At 64.6% G+C, this 13,433-nt stretch carries 13 protein-coding genes; 6 read left to right on the top strand and 7 right to left on the bottom strand.

Features of this window, described 5'->3' with window-relative positions:
* Window positions 1-184 precede the first annotated feature (184 nt).
* A complete protein-coding gene (locus K2U94_RS13755) occupies window positions 185-1,720 on the bottom strand; it encodes a two-component system sensor histidine kinase NtrB (RefSeq protein ID WP_243067752.1) in 1,536 nt (511 codons plus the stop codon).
* Between the two features lie 192 nt (window positions 1,721-1,912).
* Window positions 1,913-2,782 carry a hypothetical protein gene (locus tag K2U94_RS13750; protein ID WP_243067751.1) on the bottom strand — a complete coding sequence of 290 codons (870 nt, stop codon included), beginning with the start codon at window positions 2,780-2,782 and terminating at the stop codon, window positions 1,913-1,915.
* A gap of 347 nt (window positions 2,783-3,129) precedes the next feature.
* Here K2U94_RS13750 and thrS point away from each other — a divergent pair, with 347 nt between their 5' ends.
* Window positions 3,130-5,064, top strand: coding sequence for a threonine--tRNA ligase (gene thrS, locus K2U94_RS13745; RefSeq protein ID WP_243067750.1), 1,935 nt, complete (start codon window positions 3,130-3,132; stop codon window positions 5,062-5,064).
* 152 nt (window positions 5,065-5,216) lie between these two features.
* Here the strand turns inward: thrS and K2U94_RS13740 are convergent, their stop codons facing one another.
* Window positions 5,217-5,495, bottom strand: coding sequence for a hypothetical protein (locus K2U94_RS13740; protein WP_243067749.1), 279 nt, complete (start codon window positions 5,493-5,495; stop codon window positions 5,217-5,219).
* A gap of 365 nt (window positions 5,496-5,860) precedes the next feature.
* On the opposite strand from K2U94_RS13740, the gene K2U94_RS13735 reads away from it, so the two are divergent.
* The 3 genes from K2U94_RS13735 (at window position 5,861) to K2U94_RS13725 (ending at window position 8,440) form a co-directional block, all read left to right on the top strand.
* Complete coding sequence (locus tag K2U94_RS13735; RefSeq protein WP_243067748.1) at window positions 5,861-6,421, top strand: nucleoside 2-deoxyribosyltransferase; 561 nt, start codon at window positions 5,861-5,863, stop codon at window positions 6,419-6,421.
* Window positions 6,422-6,518: 97 nt separating this feature from the next.
* A complete protein-coding gene (locus tag K2U94_RS13730) occupies window positions 6,519-7,562 on the top strand; it encodes an aldo/keto reductase (RefSeq protein ID WP_243067747.1) in 1,044 nt (347 codons plus the stop codon).
* A 50-nt stretch (window positions 7,563-7,612) separates the two neighbouring features.
* On the top strand, window positions 7,613-8,440 hold the full coding sequence (locus tag K2U94_RS13725; protein ID WP_243067746.1) for an alpha/beta hydrolase: 828 nt from the start codon (window positions 7,613-7,615) through the stop codon (window positions 8,438-8,440).
* 25 nt (window positions 8,441-8,465) lie between these two features.
* Here K2U94_RS13725 and K2U94_RS13720 read toward each other — a convergent pair whose 3' ends face one another.
* Both K2U94_RS13720 and K2U94_RS13715 read right to left on the bottom strand, forming a co-directional pair.
* Window positions 8,466-8,789 (bottom strand): c-type cytochrome, encoded by a 324-nt coding sequence (locus tag K2U94_RS13720; protein WP_243067745.1) that lies wholly within the window; start codon window positions 8,787-8,789, stop codon window positions 8,466-8,468.
* Window positions 8,790-9,062: 273 nt separating this feature from the next.
* The gene (locus tag K2U94_RS13715; protein WP_243067744.1) at window positions 9,063-10,004 is read right to left on the bottom strand and encodes a hypothetical protein; all 942 of its coding nucleotides are present in this window, start codon (window positions 10,002-10,004) and stop codon (window positions 9,063-9,065) included.
* 137 nt (window positions 10,005-10,141) lie between these two features.
* On the opposite strand from K2U94_RS13715, the gene K2U94_RS13710 reads away from it, so the two are divergent.
* Window positions 10,142-10,708, top strand: coding sequence for a nitroreductase family protein (locus K2U94_RS13710; RefSeq protein WP_243067743.1), 567 nt, complete (start codon window positions 10,142-10,144; stop codon window positions 10,706-10,708).
* Here the strand turns inward: K2U94_RS13710 and K2U94_RS13705 are convergent.
* Window positions 10,695-11,402 (bottom strand): aldolase/citrate lyase family protein, encoded by a 708-nt coding sequence (locus K2U94_RS13705; RefSeq protein WP_243067742.1) that lies wholly within the window; start codon window positions 11,400-11,402, stop codon window positions 10,695-10,697. The genes K2U94_RS13710 and K2U94_RS13705 overlap by 14 nt on opposite strands.
* Before the next feature lie 124 nt (window positions 11,403-11,526).
* Here K2U94_RS13705 and K2U94_RS13700 point away from each other — a divergent pair, with 124 nt between their 5' ends.
* Window positions 11,527-12,834 (top strand): DUF2336 domain-containing protein, encoded by a 1,308-nt coding sequence (locus K2U94_RS13700; protein WP_243067741.1) that lies wholly within the window; start codon window positions 11,527-11,529, stop codon window positions 12,832-12,834.
* Here K2U94_RS13700 and K2U94_RS13695 read toward each other — a convergent pair.
* On the bottom strand, window positions 12,831-13,424 hold the full coding sequence (locus K2U94_RS13695) for an NUDIX domain-containing protein (protein ID WP_243067740.1): 594 nt from the start codon (window positions 13,422-13,424) through the stop codon (window positions 12,831-12,833). The genes K2U94_RS13700 and K2U94_RS13695 overlap by 4 nt on opposite strands.
* Window positions 13,425-13,433: the final 9 nt, after the last annotated feature.

Below are 13,433 nucleotides of genomic sequence, written 5' to 3'. Positions count from 1 at the left end.
GCCGCGCCCCTGCGGATCTGTCGACAGCATGGCAAAGGCTCACGAAAATTAAAATCGTACGGCAACGCTGACGAGGCCGCGTCGAAAATTAACAAAATAAATTTTCAACCTCAGGGACTTATAAGTCAATGTTTAAACACGACCGCAATTCCGTGAGGGCCCGGTCGGGCGGCGAGGCGGCTTCTCACGCGCCCTTTAACCGTGGCTGTCCTTCCTGGGCGAGGATCGGCAAAGCAAAAAAGAAGACGGAGCCGCGGGGATTGGCCGGGCGGTAGCCGATCTCGCCGCCATGGCTTTCGATAATCGATTTGCACAAGGACAGGCCAATGCCCATGCCCGACGTTTTTGTGGACACAAAGGGTTCGAACAGTTTTCCGGCGACCTCCGGATCGACCCCGGACCCATTGTCCTCCACGCTCACGCATATTCGGCCGTGATTGTCGATCGAAGTCTCCACGACGATTTTGGGTATAAGCGCGTCCATGGCCGCCTCCGCCGCGTTGCGCAGGAAATTGATGATCACCTGTTGAATTTGAATGCGGTCGACATTGACATCGATGGCCGCGCCGATCTCGCGCAATTCGATTTGCGGCGCTTTTTCCGCGTCGCCAAGATAGGCCAGACCAAGCGCCGCCTCGATCAGACGGTGCAGATCTTCGGGCGCTCGTTCCGGCGAGCGCTTCTCGATAAAGCCGCGTAATCGCCCAAGAATGTCCGACGCGCGTTTGGCCTGATTTTCGGCCTTGACGAGCACGCCGTCGGCGCCGCGGAGATCCGCGGCCCCGGGCATGCGTCTGGCGGCCGCGAGAAAATTCGCAATTGCCGTGAGCGGCTGGGCGACGTCATGCGCCAGCGACTCCACCACCTCGCTCATGTCGTTGAGCCGGCTGGCGTGAAACAATTTGTCGCGCAATGCGTCGGCCCGGGCCTTCTCGCGCTCCAGCGCGCTCAGGTCGCGCATCATGCCGACGAACAGGATTTCCCCGTCGCCGAACGACGCCTCGTTGACCGTCAGTTCGGTCGGGACGATTTCGCCTTGCTTGCGCCGTCCCAAAACCCTGCGGCGGCGCCCGATGATTTTTTTCTCGTCGGCGTCCAGATCGGTGACGATAATGCCCTCCTGCCGGGCGCTTTCGGAGTCCGGCATCAATGATTTGACGTTGAGGCCGACCAATTCGGAAGCCTCGTAGCCATAAATCTCGCACGCCGCGGGATTGGCGTATTGGAGGACGCCCTGCTTGTCGTAGGTGATCATTCCTTCCAGCGCCGTGTCGACGATCGCCTTCAATTGCGCATTCCGTCGCCGCTGAAATTCGCGGCTCAGGTTGATGGTGAGCGCGTAATGCACAAGCCGGAGGGCAAGGGCGATGATGGCGGCGCCAATCATGAAGACGGCGAGAGCCACCCATTCTCCGAGTTGGTCGTAAGGATTGACCCACAGCTCGATCGCCAGGACAGAAAGCGCGACGGCCAGCACCCCGCCGGCCGATCCGCCGACAATGATTGCGATCGCGACCGCCGGGAAAAAGGTCAGGTAAACGTCGCCGCTATGGTCTTTGAACAAGCCGAAGCGCAACAGCAGCGCGATGAGAACGACGAGGGCGGCGGCGCCGAGACGCGAACTCAGAGGCCAGGCTTCGGGTCTGCTCGTGAGCGCCCACAATCGCTTCTTCAGCCACGACCCATCGGCGTGGTAATCCTCCGAATCGAGAGCCGACATAGCCAACGCCTCATCGAACAAACTATTCTTCGGCGCCGACGAGCGCCTGCGACTTCAGGCGACGAGCCGGAATCTTCGGTTTGAACCGTTCAAAAGTCAATGTTCGGTTAACCGCAGGAGCCCTGGAGGCCGCCCTCTATCGGTTGTTTCAGGGCTATCGGATCGCAGATCGCGGCGACGAGCGGCCCAAGCTCACTCATGCGCCATGACTTCCAGCGCCAGGGCGTAGAGGCGCAGGCGCTCCTGGTCGGGCAGGGCTTTCATCGCGTCGAGATAGATGAGGCCGTTCTGGCATTGCAGGGCGTCCGTCATCGGATGGTTGGGCGTCTTGCCGTCGAGCAGAAGGGTCACGCCGGCCTTGTCGACGCCCTTGGACACCATCAGCTTTTCGAGTTCGTCGAAATCCGCGGAGGTGGGCGCCTCGCGGTCTATCCTCTTGTGCGCGCCGTCATCGATCGCTTGGAGGCCGGCGAGCGCCTCCTCCGCCATCAGCGCGCGGTGGGCGCCGGAGAAGGCGGCGAAACGGTCGGCCGGAGCGCCGTTGAGGAAATCGACGCAGAGCGCGGGATCGGTAGCGGCCAGTTGTTTCAGCACTTTCTCGTGGACGTCGAACAGCTTGTCGAGCGCGGCGGCGCCGGCCTTGGCGCCCATGAGGCCGCGATTGCGTCGCAACGTCTGGACGGCGAGGCCCACGAACATGTCGGGGGCGTCGTCACGCGTCTCGACGCCCTGCGCCAGGGCGAGCTTCACCGCACTGTCGTAGTCGGACGGGTAAAGCACGCGAAGCTTGGTCAGAAAAGGCGCAAATTCCGGAGCTTTTTTCAGCTTGTATTCCAGCGCCGCGCGTTTCTGGAAATCTACCGGCGCCTCGGCCGGAGGGCTGGGCACGGATTTCGCGTCGACCACGACCGGCGTCGTCAGCACCGGCTTGGCGGCGAGCGGCGGCTCGGCCGGGGCCGGCGTTTGCCCTCCGGTGGCGAGAAACCAACTGCCGAAGGCCGCCGCCAAAGTCGCCATCGCGGCCAGCAGAGCGATCTTGATGTGATATTTCCAGCTACCCACTTGCGCCAAAATCCCGTTCACAGGGGGCGCACTTTGCCGCAGGCGGCGCGCGCGCGTCAACTTTTGAGGGCTGGCGCCGGCATGCGCCAACCGCTCGCTGGGCAGAGTCGAGCGCTAGCTCTGGCGTACGCCAACCGCTCGCTGAGCTGAGTCGAGCGCTAGCTCTGGCGTACGCCAACCGCTCGCTGAGCTGAGTCGAGCGCTAGCTCTGGCGTACGCCAACCGCTCGCTTGGTAATTTTTTCAAGCGTTACGCCGCATTGCGCTCTTCCGCCAAATCGCGATAGGAAAGCGGTTCCGCAAACAGCTTACGCCGGCTCGTCACGGCGAGTGAGCATGGAGAATGACATGATCAATGTGACTTTCCCCGACGGCGCCTCGCGCGCCTATGACGCAGGCGTTTCCGGCCTCGATATCGCGAAGGCCATTTCCCCCTCGCTGGCGAGGAAGACCGTCGCCATGATGCTCGACGGCAATATGGTGGACGTCGCGACCCCCATTCACGCCGACGCCCAGGTCGAATTCCTGAACCGGGACGATCCCCGCGCGCTCGAACTGATCCGCCACGACGCCGCCCATGTGCTGGCCGACGCCGTCCAGGCGATTTATCCCGGCACGCAGGTCACCATCGGCCCGGTGATCGAGAACGGCTTTTATTACGATTTCTACCGCGCCGAGCCCTTCACCCCCGAGGATTTCGCGGCGATCGAAAGGAAGATGCGGGAGATCGTCGCCGCCGACAAGCCGATCGTGCGCGAGGAATGGACCCGCGACGAGGCCGTGAATTATTTCGAAAAACAGGGCGAGGCCTTCAAGGTCGAACTGGTCGAGACGATCCCGGCCGACCAGAAGATTTCGGTCTATCGCCAGGGCGAATGGCTCGACCTGTGCCGCGGCCCGCACATGCCCTCGACCGGCAAGATCGGCAACGCCTTCAAGCTGATGAAGGTGGCGGGCGCCTATTGGCGCGGCGATTCCACAAAACCGATGCTCCAGCGCATCTACGCCACCGCCTTCGCCAGACAGGAAGACCTCGACGCTTACCTGAAGCAGATCGAGGAGGCCGAGCGCCGCGATCATCGCCGCCTGGGCCGCGAGATGGACCTGTTCCATTTCCAGGAGGAGGGGCCGGGCACGATCTTCTGGCACCCCAAGGGCTGGACCCTGTTCCAGACCCTGATTTCCTTCATGCGCCGCCGCCAGCAGGAAGCGGGCTATATCGAGGTCAATACGCCCCAGGTGCTCGACCGCGCTTTGTGGGAGACTTCAGGCCATTGGCAGACCTATCGCGAGAATATGTTCATCACCAAGACGGAAGATGAACGGGTTTTCGCACTGAAGCCGATGAACTGCCCCGGCCATGTGCAGATCTTTAAGAACGGTCTGAAGTCCTACCGCGATCTCCCTATGAAGATTGCGGAATTCGGCATCGTGCATCGCTACGAACCCTCGGGCGCGATCCACGGCATGATGCGGGTGCGCGCCTTCACCCAGGACGACGCCCATATCTTCTGCACCGAAGATCAGATCATGGCGGAAGCCATGAAGATCAACGACATGGTCATGACCATCTACAAGGATTTCGGTTTTGACGATATTGTCGTGAAACTCTCGACCCGGCCGGAAAAGCGCGTCGGCGGGGACGAAGGCTGGGACAAGGCGGAAGCGGCCTTGCATAAGGTGCTCGACCTGCTGGCCGCGCAGGGCGTGAAAACCGGGATCAATCCGGGCGAGGGCGCCTTTTACGGCCCAAAACTCGAATATACCTTGCGCGACGCCATCGGCCGCGAATGGCAATGCGGCACGACCCAGGTCGATTTCAACCTGCCGGGCCGCTTCGGCGCCTTCTATATCGGTCAGGATTCCGAAAAGCAGACCCCGGTCATGATCCATCGCGCCATTTTCGGCTCGCTGGAGCGTTTTACCGGCATATTGATCGAGCATTTCGCCGGCCACCTGCCGTTGTGGCTGTCGCCGGTCCAGGCGACGATCTGCACCATCACCTCCGACGCCGACGATTTCGCGCTCGAAATCGCCGCGCTCGCCCGCAAGAAGGGCCTGCGCGTCGAGACCGACCTGCGCAACGAGAAGATCAATTACAAGGTGCGCGAATTGTCGCTCGCCAAGATCCCGGTGCTGCTGGTGGTCGGCCGCAAGGAGGCGGCGGACCGCACCGTCTCCATCCGCCGCCTCGGCTCGCAGGCGCAGACCTTTGCGACACTCGACGAGGCTCTGGCTTCGCTGACGCTGGAAGGGACGCCGCCGGATATGCGCGGGGCGTGAAGGGCGCTACCCTCTCCCCGCATCGGGGAGAGGGTAGGGTGAAGGGCCAGGGCATCGGCTTCAACGCCGTCAGTAAAGCCGCGCATTTCCGAAGCGATCCGCGTTGAGGCGACTCCCCCGCCTTACGGCGCTGGATTTACCCTATGAGCCTGTCAGTTGGCGCCTGTCGGGATGGTCGCCAGCGCGACGCGGGTGAAAGTCGTTCCCCGATCCGGCAGGCTCTGCGCCAGTCGGTAGGTATGGGCGTCGGCCGAATTGTCCCACGCGATGACCTGATGCAGCACGCCGAGATTGGCGTTCAAGCTGGCGTCGCTGTGCGCGCCGGGGCCAAATCCGCTGATCTGGCTCGGCATCAGCGGTATCGCGGCGGCCGCCGCGGCGAAAGTCAAACCTGCGGCAAGGGCCAGTATGGAACTTGGTTTGCGGGACATTGCATCCTCCTTCGCATCGGAATCATCGAACCTGCGGTCCCAAGCTCCGTCGGACAGACGCCTCCCGCCGTGGGGAAAGTTCCCCGCGTCATTGGGACGAACGGACAGGCCGATTCTTAACTGTCTATTCTGACGTCGTTTTTCACCCCGGGGACGATCAACTCATCGTGACCGGAGCGGGCGCCCGCTGGCGCTTCGGATCGCCGCTTCATGGACGCCAACGTCAATGCCGCCTTCCAACTGATGCAGCGTCATCCCGAGCTTCACGGCGGAAAACAACGCGTGAGGTTTGGCTTTGCGGCGGCTGGCCAAGTAGACTCGCGCGTGATTCCCCGTCTCGTCGATCGGGAGCGTACGCGCGTTTGATGCCCATCCCCAAAATCTACCTCGCCGGTCCTGAAGTCTTCCTGCCCAACGCCCGCGAGATCGGCCTGCGCAAGAAAATCCTGTGCGAGGAATTCGGCTTCGTCGGGCTCTATCCGCTCGACCAGGATCACGCCGCGCCGGGCGAGACGGCGGATGCGAAAATCTTTGCCGGCAATGTCGCGCTGATGCGCGATGCCGACGCCGGGATTTTCAACCTTTCGCCCTTTCGCGGGGTCAACGCCGATCCGGGAACGGCTTTCGAGCTTGGCTTTTTCGCCGCGCTCGGCAAGCCCGTCTTCGCCTACAGCAATCATGCGGCGCCCCTGTTCGACCGCGTTGCGGCGGCCCATGGCGTCCACGGCGCGCCAGACGGCGACTATTGCGATGCAAGGGGGCTGCTGATCGAGAATTTCGGCAATGCCGACAATCTCATGCTCGACGGCGCCTTGAAGGCGCAAGGCCGCCGCGTCGTGCGCCCCGACGTCTCGCTGCCGGGCTGCGGCGATTTGACCGGCTTCACCGCCTGCCTGCGCCAGGCGCGGCTGCATTTCGGGTTTTAAGGCGCACGCGAGCATGAGCGCAAACCGCGGCTTGCGCGGCAAATCTTTTTTCGCGCCGCAAAAAGCTTATGCTTGGCCGCCCCAAAGGAGTTTGAGAATGCAACAACGTCCGCTTGGCCGCACCGATCTGCGCGTCTCTGAAATATGCCTCGGCACCATGACCTATGGCGAGCAGACCGGCGAGGCCGACGCTTTCGCGCAAATGGATTACGCGGTGGCGAAGGGCGTGAATTTCTTAGACACCGCTGAGCTTTACGCCATCCCGCCGCGCGCGGAAACCTATGGCGCGACCGAGACCATCATTGGCAAATGGCTTCGCGCCAGAGGAAATCGCGAAAAAATCGTGCTCGCCACCAAGATTGTCGGGCGCAGCACGGCGCATTGGTATCGCAATGGCGAAACGGCGCGGCTCGACCGCAAGAACATCTTTTACGCTGTCGAGAACTCGCTGAAGCGGCTGCAAACCGACTATATCGACCTCTACCAGCTTCACTGGCCCGACCGGCCGATGGACCTGTTCCAGGACCTCTCCAACAGCTATCGCGATCATGGCGGCCCGGACGGCGTCAGTTTCGAGGAGACGCTTTCCGCTCTCGGCGAATTGGTGAAACAGGGCAAAATCCGTCATTTCGGCGTGTCGAACGAGACGCCCTGGGGCGTCGGCCAGTTTCTGCGCGGCGCCGAGGCCGGCGCGGGCCCACGTCTCGTCTCCATCCAGAACGCCTATAACCTGCTCAACCGCCAGTTCGAGATCGGCCTCGCGGAATTCGCCTTCCGCGAACAGGTCGGGCTGCTGGCTTATTCGCCGCTCGGCCAGGGGGTTCTCACCGGCAAATATCTGCATGGCGCGCGGCCCGAGGGCGCGCGCTTCACTTTGTTCGCTCGCGCCCAACGCTATCAGAAGCCGGGCGTGGATGAGGCGATCGAGGATTACATGGGGCTGGCGCGGGAGTTCGGCCTGCACCCGGTTCATCTCGCTCTGGCTTTTGTCACCTCGCGGCCCTTTGTCACCGCCAATATTATCGGCGCGACGACGCTCGACCAGCTCAAGCTCATCCTCGACGCCCCGCACAAACTCGATCGCGAAATCGCGCGCCGCATCGACGCCATCCATCAGATTCGCGGCAATCCGTCGCCTTGACCGGGCGGTCGCCTTTCCCGCCTCTGAAGGGCATTTGGTCAGGAGAAAAAATGCGCGCCGCCCCCCGACTCGGCCTTCTGATTGCAGCGGGTTTCGGCCTGTTGGCGCTCGGCGCGGGGGCGTTCGAGATACACGCCCGCGTGACGCCTTCGCTCTATGACCCGCCGGCCCAATATGTTCCGCCCGGCGATGTCGAGGCGGCGCGTGGCATGCGCGAGGTCCGCGCCGTCACGCGGGGCGGGCTTGCCCTTCGCGGCTGGTATGCTCCGGCGACTGCAAAGCCTTACACGCTTCTGTTTTTTCACGGCAGCGGCGATGGCCTGGTGAAAGCGGCGCGGATGACGACGCCTTTCGTCCGATCCGGCTATGGCGTCCTGCTGGTTGAGTTTCGAGGCTATAGCGGCGAACCCGGAACCCCGTCCGAACAGGGGCTTTACCAGGACGGGCGGGCTTTTGTTCGGGCGCTGCAATCCCAGGGTGTCGAGCCGAAGCAGATGGTGCTGTTCGGCTATTCCCTTGGCACTGGCGTCGCCGTGAAGCTCGCGACCGAATATCCCGTGGCCGGGCTCATGCTCCTTGCGCCCTTTCTGTCCATCAACAAGATCACCCAGCACGAACATCCTTGGCTGCCGGTCGAACTGCTCGTCAAGGACAGCTACGATAATGCGTCAAGAATGCCGAACGTCCATTGCCCCCTGCTGATCGGGCACGGAACCGCCGATAAGGTCGTGCCGGTGAGACAGGGCACGGCTTTGTTCGATCTGGCCAACCAGCCGAAGGCGCTCAAGCTTCTCGGCGGGGACGGGCATCTGAACGCTTTCGCCGATTTCGCGAAAGTCGCGATCCCATGGCTCGGAAAGCTGCCGCCGTCGCCTTGAGCTGCGATTTCCCGGACCGCCGCCTTTATTTGTCGCCGTCCCGCGGCGCCAGCGAGCGGATATAGGCGGTCAGGTCGGCGATTTCCTGGCGGGTGAGGCTCATGTCCGGCATTTTCGGATGCGGGTCGGTGAGGAAGGAGCTGACATCGAGGTTGCTCTTGTGCCGGGCGACATAGAAAAAGCTCGGCACGTCGGCGCTGGCCCGCTTCTGGCCGGCCGAGACGACGTGGCAGGCGGCGCACCAGCGCTTGGCGATGATCTTGCCATGTTCCGCGTCGCCGGCCGCAATGGCCGCCGAAGGAACCAGGGTCGCGACAAGGGCGATGGCGGCATATTGATGAAGGCGCATGGATTCCACTCCCGGAGGCCAATGTGAAGCATCGGCCAAGGTGGAGGCAAGCGCCAAATTCCATGTCGAAAGCCGCCGGCCCTCGCGCAGGTTTCCTTTGGCCTTTGCTCCGGCATACGCCGACCCGCTCACGCAGGTTTCCTTTGGCGTTTGCTCCGGCATGCGCCGACCGCTCACTCAAGTTTCTTTTGGCGTTTGCTCCGGCATGCGCCGACCGCTCGCTCAAGTTTCTTTTGGCGCTCGCTCCGGCATGCGCCGACCGCTCGCGCGAGTTTACTGCGCGGGCTGGCTGGTCAGCACGTCCACGTCGCGGTCCTGATTGGCGACGACCCTGAAACTCGCCTGATAGGTCTTGTTTTCGTGGCGGGCGATCGCGACATATTCGCCCTCGGCGAGGACGAGCGAGGGGAAGGCGCCGATCATTTCGCGGATCACGTCGCCGCCCGGCGTCAGCACCGAAAAGCTGGTGTTGGCGAGCGCCTCGCCGCCGTGCGCATTGACCAGTTTCAGCGTCATGGTGGCGGCGCGATGGCGCAGGACGCCGTCGGTCAGCTTGCCGGCCTGCACGCGCAGATCGGCGTTGACGGTCGAATTGGTCGGGACGGTCGAGCCCGGCGCGACGTCCATCAGGCGCGAGACGATGTGATAGGCGCCTTCGGGCAGGCATTCCGGCTCGCCGGCCTTGAGATTGGGAATGATCAGCTTGGCTTCGGGATCGTCGCGGTCTGGCAGATAGACCATGATGTTGAGGTGCGACGCCGGAATCGTCGTATCGCCGAGCTGGCCCTCGATCTTCAGGGCGCCGGCGTGCATGACCAGCCTCTCATCCACCGGCGCTCCATTGACCGCGAACCGCTTGTCGGCGCCGGCGAGGCCGCAGGCGGCGTGGACGATGTAATCGCCGTCGGGCAGCTGAAAGTTCGGCGCCGCGTCGCTCGATTCCGCGATCAGCGCATGCCCGCCATCGGCATCGGGGCGGGCGTCGAACACCCGCCATTTCAGACCCGAGCCGATCGCCTGGATGTCGCCGGGGGCGAAAACCGCGTTGAACGTGACCGCGACGCGGGGCTGCTGGCTGTCCTGCGCTGGCGTCCCTGATCCGCCCGCGATCGCCGCGACGATCCGCGGCGGCGTCTGGATCGGGGAAAGGGCCGGCGCCCGCGCCCAAGACACGGCCGGGAAGGCGACGGTCGGAAAGGCCAGGAAAAACAGCACGCGAAGCGCATGTATCCGACCTTTTGCACTTTTCCCTGAAGCGCGCGGCAACAATCTTCTCCCGTTTACGTTCCTCGCCATCGGTTTACAAAGCGGCGCTTTTAGGGCTTTGTGCGGCAAAATCCCGGGATGTTTCCATGAATGACGCCGCCATAAAGCTCCTCGCCGCACGCCGCTCCGCTCCGCCGATCCAGATGCGCGGCCCCGGCCCCAGCGCCGAAGAACTGCGCACGCTGCTCACCCTCGCCGCGCGGGTGCCGGATCACGGCAAGCTCGCCCCCTGGCGCTTCATCGTTTTCGAAGGCGAGGGCCGCGCCCGCGCCGGCGAAATCCTCGCCGAGGTCTTCGCCGGCCGCGAGCCTTCCGCCGAATCCCAGCGCCTCGAACAGGAGCGCGGCCGATTCGCCCGCGCGCCGCTCGTCATAGCCGTTGTGTCGCGCGCCGCGCCCCATGTCAAAGTCCCGGAATGGGAGCAGGAATTGTCGGCGGGCGCGGTCTGCATGGCTCTGACCGTCGCCGCCAGCGCCATGGGTTTTCGCACCGCCTGGCTCACAGAATGGTATGCCTATGACCGCAATGTTCTGGCGCGCTTCGGCCTTGCCGACCAGGAGCGGATCGCCGGCTTCATCTATATCGGGCGGGTCGATAATGCCCCCGAGGACCGGACCCGGCCCGACCTCGACAGGCTGATCACGACCTTCTGACGCCCGCGAAGGCAGCGTTGATCCGCAGCGCCTGATCGGGCGTCAAAGCGAATTTGCCCGAAAAACCGTCGCGCGCGGCGCGGGCGCAGGCGCGCGCGTAGGCCTCGCCTTCGCCCGGCTCGGCGCTGTCGAAGGCGGGCGCGCCCGCCGCCGCCGCCGCCAGCACGACGAGCCCGCGGGCGACGCGCAGGGGCTCGGGCTCGTCTCCGACCAGCGGCCATGCGAGGCCGAGTCGCTCGCAGAGCCGGCGCTCGTCGCGGCCGATCCCGATGAGCCGGCGGGCGGCGCGGGCGAGCGAGCCAAGTTCGAAAATCGCGGCGGGGGAATCGGCGGCGAGCGCCAAAATCCTGGTCGAGCCGTCGGCGAGGTCGTTCTCGGCCTCGCGCACCGCGAGCTTGGCGCCGAGATGCTGGACGTCTCGCCCTCCTGTCGCGTCGGGCAGGACGATTCCGTCCGGCGCCGCCGTCATGACGGCGTCGAGATCGGCGTCCGCGAGGCCGGTCGCGAGCGGGTGGATCATGGCAAGCCGAATCTTCCCGGCCGCCTTGGCGGCAGCCAGCATTTCCGTCGCGGCCCGGCGCGCCGCCTGCGCGTCGCCGGGGACGGCGAGATCGATTGCGAACGCGTCGGCCTCGCTGGCCAACGCCGCCGCGAAGGACGGACTTGCGGCGGGAACGACGAGAATGGAGCGCATGTCCAGGTTTCCCGGGCGGGACGTCGCGAATCAAGATGACGATTAAGTGAAAGTTTACCTTGTTTGGCGATCCTGCGTTAACCAGGCCGCGAGGGCGGCTGCGCTTAAGCTCCGCGAGACGCGCATGATCGTTCGCAAATTCATCCAATGGTCTGAAAATGCGCCGGCCAGCGCCCGCGCCGAGGGGGTCGGGACCCTGGCGCGGGCGTATCTTTACGGCGAGATAAAGGCGAATGAGCGCGCCGAGGCCGAGCAGATGCTTTATGGCGTGCTCGACGATCCCTCGCCGCTGGTGCGCCGCGCGCTCGCCGAGAGCTTCGCCGGCGCGCTGGACGCGCCGCCGGCCGTGGTTCTCGGCCTTGCGCTCGACCAATCCGACATTGCCTCGCTCGTGCTCGCGCGCTCGCCGCTGCTGAACGACGCCCAGCTCATCGACTGTGCCGCGGTCGGCGATTCGGTCGCGCAGGCGGCTATCGCCCTGCGTCACGAACTTTCTCCCGCCGTCGGCGCGGCTCTGGCCGAGATCGCCACGCGCGAGGCCCTGATCGCCCTTGCCGTGAACGAGGGCGCCAATCTGCCGGAATTCGCGATGCGCCGGATGATCGAGCGTTTCGGCGACGACGCCGAATTGCGCGAGGCTTTGCTCGGTCGGCCCTGGATTCCCGGCGCCGTGCGCGCGGCCATCGCCGACGCCGCCGCGCGACAGCTCGCCCGGCACGCCGTCGCGCGGAACTGGCTCTCGCCGGCGCGCTCCGAGCGGGTGGCCAAGGATTCGCGCGAACGCGCCGCCATGATCATCGCCGCGGGATGCGCCGCCTTTTCGGAGGAAACGGCGGCGCTCGCGGCTTATCTTCGCGTCTCCGGCCAGCTCACCGCCGGGCTCGCCCTGCGCGCCCTGCTGTGCGGCCAGACCGGCCTGTTCGTCGCCACACTCGTCGAGCTGACCGGGCTGATCCCGCGCCGGGTCGAAGGAATCATCCGCGAGCCGGCCTCGACCGCCTTCGACGCGCTTTACGCCAGGGCGGGCCTGCCTCAACCCCTGCTGCTCGCCTTCCGCGCCGCTCTCGCCGCGCTGACCGGATATTCGCGTGGCGCGCCGGGTGAAATCCTGGAAGACGGCGGCCTGCGCCTGCCGGTGATCGAAAAGGTGCTGGCCGAATGCGAGGCGGCGCATGACGACGGGCTCGCCCGGCTGATCGCGCTGCTGCGCCGTTTCGAGGCTGACGCCGCACGCGAGGCCAGCCGTAGGACTCTCGCCCGCCTGCGCGCGGAGCCGGCCGAATGGGCCGCGCCGCCGGTCAGCATCGCCGGACCGGACGCGGCGCCGGCTCTTCAGCCGCAGGGCAAGGTCGAGCCGATGACCGAGCCGCTCGCAGACACCGATATCGTCGTCGATCTCGTCGCGCTGGAAAAGGAATTGATGGCGGCTTAAGCCATCAAGCCGGCGCCTTTGAGCCAATAGAGCAAGGTCAGCGTCTTGCCGTCGCGGATCGCGCCGGCTTCCGCCTCGCGCAAAACTTCGACGAAGGCGGCTTCGACCACTTCGATCTCCTCGCCTTCCTCCTCCATGCCGCCGCCGTCGCCGACGCGCGCCTCGGGGCCATAGGGGGCGGCGAAGAAATAAAGCTTTTCGGTGGAGGCGGCAGGGCTGACGAAAGCCTCGAACAGGAAGCGCAATTCGCCGACTTTCAGGCCCATTTCCTCCATCGCCTCACGCCTCATGCAGGCGTCGGGCGATTCGCCGGGATCGAGCGTGCCGGCGCAGGCTTCGAGCAGTCCGGGCGTCTCGTCGTTCATGAAAGCGCCGAGGCGGAACTGCCGCGTCAACAGCACTTTTCCCCGCGCGCAATCATAGGGCAGGAGGACGCAGGCGTCGGGGCGACGGAACAGATTGCGCTCATGCTTCTCCCAGCGCCCGTCGGCGCGGCGAATCTCGTAGGTCAGCCGGGAGAAGGAATATTTTTCGTCCGCGAGGATTTTTTCGTCGAGCCCGCGCGGGGCGGGGATCTTGTCGTGCGACATGGACATTTC

It is taken from the genome of Candidatus Rhodoblastus alkanivorans (genome assembly GCF_022760755.1).
Taxonomy (GTDB): Bacteria; Pseudomonadota; Alphaproteobacteria; order Rhizobiales; family Beijerinckiaceae; genus Rhodoblastus; species Rhodoblastus alkanivorans.
Note: the sequence above shows the minus strand (reverse complement) of the source record. Positions and strands in the feature narration are given on the sequence as shown.

What these genes read in the sequence shown, in the direction of transcription:
- K2U94_RS13725 (WP_243067746.1), top strand. Translation starts at nt 7,613, where the DNA reads ATGCGCGCCGCCCCCCGACTCGGCCTTCTGATTGCAGCGGGTTTCGGC.
- K2U94_RS13695 (WP_243067740.1), bottom strand. Translation starts at nt 13,424, where the DNA reads ATGTCGCACGACAAGATCCCCGCCCCGCGCGGGCTCGACGAAAAAATC.
- K2U94_RS13735 (WP_243067748.1), top strand. Translation starts at nt 5,861, where the DNA reads ATGCCCATCCCCAAAATCTACCTCGCCGGTCCTGAAGTCTTCCTGCCC.
- K2U94_RS13700 (WP_243067741.1), top strand. Translation starts at nt 11,527, where the DNA reads ATGATCGTTCGCAAATTCATCCAATGGTCTGAAAATGCGCCGGCCAGC.
- thrS (WP_243067750.1), top strand. Translation starts at nt 3,130, where the DNA reads ATGATCAATGTGACTTTCCCCGACGGCGCCTCGCGCGCCTATGACGCA.
- K2U94_RS13730 (WP_243067747.1), top strand. Translation starts at nt 6,519, where the DNA reads ATGCAACAACGTCCGCTTGGCCGCACCGATCTGCGCGTCTCTGAAATA.
- K2U94_RS13710 (WP_243067743.1), top strand. Translation starts at nt 10,142, where the DNA reads ATGAATGACGCCGCCATAAAGCTCCTCGCCGCACGCCGCTCCGCTCCG.
- K2U94_RS13705 (WP_243067742.1), bottom strand. Translation starts at nt 11,402, where the DNA reads ATGCGCTCCATTCTCGTCGTTCCCGCCGCAAGTCCGTCCTTCGCGGCG.
- K2U94_RS13740 (WP_243067749.1), bottom strand. Translation starts at nt 5,495, where the DNA reads ATGTCCCGCAAACCAAGTTCCATACTGGCCCTTGCCGCAGGTTTGACT.
- K2U94_RS13720 (WP_243067745.1), bottom strand. Translation starts at nt 8,789, where the DNA reads ATGCGCCTTCATCAATATGCCGCCATCGCCCTTGTCGCGACCCTGGTT.
- K2U94_RS13755 (WP_243067752.1), bottom strand. Translation starts at nt 1,720, where the DNA reads ATGTCGGCTCTCGATTCGGAGGATTACCACGCCGATGGGTCGTGGCTG.